The 6,290-nt window shown below is 52.2% G+C and carries 5 protein-coding genes; all 5 read left to right on the forward strand.

All coding sequences use genetic code 11. From position 1 onward, the window contains the following. Positions 1 to 325 precede the first annotated feature (325 nt). The 5 genes from kup (at position 326) to rbsB (ending at position 6,204) form a co-directional block, all read left to right on the forward strand. Entirely contained in the window at positions 326 to 2,194 is a 1,869-nt protein-coding gene (gene kup / locus FDW95_RS12320; protein WP_115259869.1) for a low affinity potassium transporter Kup, read from the forward strand. A gap of 191 nt (positions 2,195 to 2,385) precedes the next feature. Beyond that, the gene (rbsD, locus tag FDW95_RS12325) at positions 2,386 to 2,805 is read left to right on the forward strand and encodes a D-ribose pyranase (protein WP_115259868.1); all 420 of its coding nucleotides are present in this window, start codon (positions 2,386 to 2,388) and stop codon (positions 2,803 to 2,805) included. Positions 2,806 to 2,812: 7 nt separating this feature from the next. Further along, complete coding sequence (gene rbsA / locus FDW95_RS12330) at positions 2,813 to 4,318, forward strand: ribose ABC transporter ATP-binding protein RbsA (RefSeq protein ID WP_115259867.1); 1,506 nt, start codon at positions 2,813 to 2,815, stop codon at positions 4,316 to 4,318. Positions 4,319 to 4,323: 5 nt separating this feature from the next. Then, the gene (gene rbsC / locus FDW95_RS12335) at positions 4,324 to 5,289 is read left to right on the forward strand and encodes a ribose ABC transporter permease (protein ID WP_096758968.1); all 966 of its coding nucleotides are present in this window, start codon (positions 4,324 to 4,326) and stop codon (positions 5,287 to 5,289) included. A 24-nt stretch (positions 5,290 to 5,313) separates the two neighbouring features. Continuing rightward, entirely contained in the window at positions 5,314 to 6,204 is an 891-nt protein-coding gene (gene rbsB, locus FDW95_RS12340; RefSeq protein WP_096758967.1) for a ribose ABC transporter substrate-binding protein RbsB, read from the forward strand. Positions 6,205 to 6,290: the final 86 nt, after the last annotated feature.

Consider the following 6,290-nt stretch of genomic DNA (forward strand, 5'->3'; position numbering starts at 1 on the left):
GAAGTGGCGTCCTTTCGCCAAATGTACTGCGTAAACTGCGAGTATAGATGCTTCACACCAGTGCAGTAATAGACTGAAGGTGCGCTTATTTTTCTTTGAGCCAGATTAATCTGGTCTCATTTAGGGGTACGATTTTGCGATTAATCGTGCATGCTGTGCGCCTTTTTGTGGGCCAAGGGACTACGCACACATTTCTTATATATACACCAAATCAATCAAGCTGCACGAAGACGGTAAATGAGTTATCTCCTGGGATGGGCGGAATAACGAGTGAAGCCAATGGAAGCGGCCTGAAGAATGACGTGTATAAACGAAAGACGAGTCTATGAGCACTGATAATAAGCAATCATTGTCTGCGATTACCCTTGCAGCGATTGGGGTTGTCTACGGTGATATTGGTACCAGCCCACTTTATACACTCCGTGAATGTTTGTCTGGGCAGTTCGGTTTTGGCGTTGAACGTGATGCCGTGTTTGGTTTTCTCTCGCTGATTTTCTGGCTGCTGATCTTTGTTGTCTCCATCAAGTACCTGACGTTTGTCATGCGTGCAGATAACGCCGGAGAAGGCGGGATCCTGACGCTAATGTCACTGGCCGGGCGTAATACGTCGGCGCGAACGACCTCAATGCTGGTCATTATGGGGTTGATAGGCGGCAGCTTCTTCTATGGTGAGGTGGTGATTACGCCGGCCATTTCGGTGATGTCGGCGATCGAAGGTCTGGAGATCGTGGCACCGCAACTGGATACCTGGATTGTTCCGCTCTCTATTATTGTCCTGACACTGCTGTTTATGATTCAAAAGCACGGTACTGGTACCGTGGGTAAGCTTTTTGCACCTATTATGCTGGTTTGGTTCCTGGTGCTGGCGGTGTTGGGCGTACGTAGCATTATTGCTAACCCGGAAGTGCTGCAGGCGTTAAACCCAATGTGGGCGGTGCATTTCTTCCTCGAATATAAAACGCTGTCGTTTATTGCGCTGGGCGCGGTGGTGCTGTCGATCACCGGCGTTGAAGCGCTGTACGCGGATATGGGCCACTTTGGTAAGTTCCCCATTCGCCTGGCGTGGTTCTCTGTAGTGTTACCTTCGCTGGTGCTGAACTATTTTGGCCAGGGTGCATTGCTGTTAAAACATCCGGAAGCGATCAAAAACCCGTTCTTCCTGCTGGCACCGGACTGGGCGTTGATTCCCCTGCTGATCCTTGCCGCGCTGGCCACGGTTATTGCCTCGCAGGCGGTGATCTCTGGCGTATTCTCATTGACGCGGCAGGCGGTACGTCTGGGATATCTGTCGCCGATGCGTATCATCCATACTTCAGAGATGGAGTCAGGGCAAATCTATATTCCGTTCGTCAACTGGATGCTGTACATCGCCGTGGTGATTGTGATCGTCAGCTTTGAGCACTCCAGTAACCTGGCCGCCGCGTACGGTATTGCGGTGACGGGGACGATGGTGCTGACGTCTATTCTGTCGACAACCGTGGCGCGCAAAAACTGGCACTGGAATAAATACTTTGTGTTCCTGATTCTGGTGGCCTTCCTGTGCATTGATATCCCGCTGTTCTCCGCGAACCTTGATAAGCTGATTTCTGGTGGTTGGCTGCCGCTGACGCTGGGTCTGGTGATGTTCACCATCATGACCACCTGGAAAAGCGAGCGCTTCCGTCTGCTGCGTCGTATGCATGAACACGGTAATTCTCTGGAGGCGATGATTGCTTCTCTGGAGAAATCGCCGCCGGTACGCGTGCCTGGCACAGCGGTGTATATGTCCCGTGCCATGAATGTCATCCCGTTTGCGCTTATGCATAACCTCAAACATAACAAGGTGCTGCATGAACGCGTGATCCTGCTGACGCTGCGTACAGAAGATGCACCGTATGTTCATAATGTGCGTAGGGTGCAAATTGAGCAGCTGTCGCCGACCTTCTGGCGCGTGGTGGCCAGCTACGGCTGGCGCGAAACACCAAACGTAGAGGAAGTGTTCCATCGCTGCGGGCTGGAAGGCCTAAGCTGTCGGATGATGGAAACCTCGTTCTTCATGTCGCACGAGTCGCTGATTGTCGGCAAACGTCCGTGGTATTTACGCCTGCGCGGCAAATTGTATCTGCTGTTGCAGCGCAATGCGCTACGTGCACCGGACCAGTTTGAGATCCCACCTAACCGGGTGATTGAACTCGGGACGCAGGTCGAGATTTAACGTTACCGACGCCCTCTTTCTTCATGAAAGGGGGCGTTTTGTTTTCCCCCTCACATTTTCCTTTCTTCTGATGATACGGCTTGCGAAACGTTTCGATGACGATCACATTTTCGTAACGTCATGGTGGTTTTATGTGCATTCTTCAGACTAAACTTATCACCAGCGAAACGTTTCGCTAGTGGGGAAAGAAAATGAAGAAAGGCACGGTACTCAACTCTGAAATTTCATCGGTGATCTCCCGTCTGGGGCATACCGATACGCTGGTGGTGTGTGATGCGGGTTTACCCATCCCAAATAGTACTACGCGTATCGATATGGCATTAACCCAGGGCGTACCTTCTTTTATGCAGGTACTGGATGTGGTCACGCGTGAAATGCAGGTCGAGTCGGCCATTCTCGCGACGGAAATCAAACAACATAATCCGCAACTCCACGAAACGTTGCTCAGCCACATTGAGCAACTGCAACAACACCAGGGAAATACCATAGAAATTCGTTACACCACGCATGAACAATTCAAAAAACAAACCGCAGGCAGTCAGGCGGTAATTCGCAGCGGAGAATGTTCTCCGTATGCGAATATCATTCTTTGTGCTGGCGTCACGTTCTGAGGCCATCATGAACGCACTACTGCAACTCAAAGGGATCGATAAAGCGTTCCCGGGCGTTAAAGCGCTATCCGGCGCCGCGTTGAATGTTTACTCCGGCCGCGTTATGGCGCTGGTGGGCGAAAACGGCGCGGGCAAATCCACCATGATGAAAGTCCTGACTGGTATTTACACTCGTGATGCCGGTTCGTTATTGTGGCTGGGGAAAGAAACCACCTTTAACGGTCCTAAATCCTCTCAGGAAGCAGGGATCGGCATCATTCACCAGGAACTGAACCTGATCCCGCAACTCACCATCGCCGAGAACATTTTCCTCGGCCGTGAGTTTGTGAATCGCTTTGGCAAAATCGACTGGAAGACGATGTATGCCGAAGCAGACCAGTTGCTGGCTAAACTTAATCTGCGTTTTAAAAGCGACAAGCTGGTCGGTGAGCTATCGATTGGCGATCAGCAGATGGTTGAAATCGCCAAAGTGCTGAGCTTTGAATCCCGGGTCATCATTATGGATGAACCGACGGATGCGTTGACGGATACCGAAACCGAATCCCTGTTCCGCGTGATCCGTGAACTGAAATCTCAGGGACGCGGCATTGTCTATATTTCTCACCGCATGAAAGAGATTTTCGAAATTTGTGATGATGTGACGGTGTTCCGTGATGGGCAGTTTATTGCCGAACGTGAAGTGGCCTCACTGACCGAAGATTCACTCATTGAAATGATGGTGGGACGTAAGCTGGAAGATCAGTACCCGCGGCTGGATAAAGCGCCTGGCGATGTGCGCCTGAAGGTCGATAACTTGTGCGGCCCTGGAGTGCGTGATGTGTCATTCACGCTGCGTAAAGGTGAGATCCTTGGCGTGTCGGGTCTGATGGGTGCCGGACGTACCGAATTGATGAAAGTGCTATACGGCGCGCTGCCGCGCACCAGTGGTTACGTCACGCTTGACGGGCATGAAGTGGTTACGCGTTCTGAACAGGATGGGCTGGCCAACGGCATCGTCTATATTTCTGAAGACCGCAAACGCGACGGCTTAGTGCTGGGCATGTCGGTGAAAGACAACATGTCGTTGACCGCATTGCGTTACTTCAGCCGTGCGGGCGGCAGTCTGAAACACAAAGATGAGCAGCAGGCGGTGGGCGATTTTATCCGTCTGTTCAATGTGAAAACGCCCTCGATGGAACAGGCAATCGGCCTGCTCTCCGGTGGCAATCAGCAAAAAGTGGCGATTGCGCGTGGTTTGATGACCCGGCCCAAAGTGCTGATCCTCGATGAACCCACGCGCGGCGTGGACGTTGGGGCTAAAAAAGAGATTTACCAGCTAATCAACCAGTTTAAGGCTGATGGGCTGAGCATCATTCTGGTCTCTTCGGAGATGCCAGAAGTATTGGGCATGAGCGATCGCATTATCGTCATGCATGAAGGGCATCTCGGCGGTGAATTCACTCGCGAGCAGGCCACTCAGGAAGTATTAATGGCTGCCGCTGTGGGCAAGCTTAATCGCGTGAATCAGGAGTAAAAAAGATGACTACCCAGGCTGTTTCTGGTCGCCGTTATTTCACTAAAGCATGGCTTCTGGAGCAAAAGTCGCTCATCGCTCTGTTAGTGCTGATCGCGATTGTTTCCACCATGAGCCCCAACTTTTTTACCGTTAATAACCTGTTCAACATTCTCCAGCAAACGTCGGTTAACGCCATCATGGCCGTTGGTATGACGCTGGTTATTCTGACGTCGGGTATCGATCTGTCTGTGGGTTCGCTACTGGCGCTTACCGGTGCCGTTGCTGCTTCGATTGTGGGTCTTGAAGTCAACGCGTTGGTGGCCGTTGCCGCTGCGCTGGCGTTAGGTGCGGCGGTTGGTGCCGTGACTGGCGTTATTGTGGCAAAAGGCCGCGTGCAGGCGTTTATCGCCACGCTGGTGATGATGCTGCTGCTGCGCGGCGTCACCATGGTGTACACCAACGGCAGTCCGGTAAACACCGGCTTTACCGACAATGCCGATCTGTTTGGCTGGTTTGGTATTGGTCGTCCGTTAGGCGTCCCTACGCCAGTATGGATCATGGGGATTGTCTTCCTGGCCGCGTGGTACATGCTGCACCATACCCGTCTGGGTCGATATATTTATGCGCTGGGCGGTAACGAAGCGGCAACGCGTCTGTCCGGTATCAGCGTCAATAAGATCAAAATTATCGTTTATTCACTCTGTGGGCTGCTGGCTTCTCTGGCGGGCATCATCGAAGTGGCGCGTCTCTCCTCAGCGCAACCGACGGCGGGTACCGGCTATGAACTGGATGCTATCGCGGCGGTGGTATTAGGCGGCACCAGCCTGGCTGGCGGTAAAGGACGTATTGTTGGTACGCTGATCGGCGCACTGATTCTCGGTTTCCTCAATAATGGTTTGAATTTGTTAGGTGTTTCCTCCTATTACCAGATGATCGTTAAAGCAGTGGTCATTTTGCTGGCGGTACTGGTAGACAACAAAAAGCAGTAACAACGACTACAGGACATCTTAAATATGAACATGAAAAAACTGGCTACCCTGGTTTCTGCTGTTGCGCTGAGTGCCACCGTGAGCGCGAATGCGATGGCAAAAGATACCATTGCGCTGGTGGTCTCTACCCTTAACAACCCGTTCTTTGTCTCTCTGAAGGATGGGGCGCAAAAAGAAGCCGATAAGCTGGGTTATAACCTGGTGATTCTGGACTCGCAGAACAACCCGGCGAAAGAGTTGGCGAACGTTCAGGACTTAACCGTGCGTGGAACCAAAATTCTGCTGATTAACCCAACCGACTCCGATGCCGTGGGTAATGCCGTGAAGATGGCTAACCAGGCGAAAATTCCGGTGATCACCCTGGACCGTCAGGCAACCAAAGGGGACGTTGTCAGCCATATTGCGTCTGATAACGTGCTGGGCGGTAAAATTGCCGGTGACTACATCGCGAAGAAAGCAGGCGAAGGTGCGAAAGTTATCGAACTGCAGGGTATTGCCGGAACATCGGCGGCGCGTGAGCGTGGCGAAGGTTTCCAGCAGGCCGTTGCGGCACACAAATTTAACGTGCTGGCTAGCCAGCCGGCAGATTTCGACCGTACCAAAGGTCTGAACGTTATGCAGAACCTGCTGACCGCGCATCCTGATGTGCAGGCCGTATTTGCTCAGAACGATGAAATGGCACTGGGCGCGCTGCGTGCTCTGCAAACGGCGGGTAAATCTGATGTGATGGTGGTTGGATTTGACGGCACGCCTGATGGCGAAAAAGCGGTAAATGATGGCAAACTGGCTGCGACCATCGCTCAGTTACCGGATCAGATTGGCGCGAAAGGCGTTGATATTGCGGATAAGGTACTGAAGGGCGAGAAGGTTCAGGCTAAATATCCGGTTGACCTGAAGCTGGTCATCAAGCAGTAATAGCGATTCAGGCCGCTCGCGACCTGATGGCGACATAAATACGCCATCCTCAGAGCGTTGAAGATGAAAGCGTAAAAAGAAAAGCA

The sequence above is a fragment of the Citrobacter sp. wls718 genome (genome assembly GCF_005280945.1).
GTDB classification, from domain to species: Bacteria; Pseudomonadota; Gammaproteobacteria; order Enterobacterales; family Enterobacteriaceae; genus Citrobacter; species Citrobacter gillenii.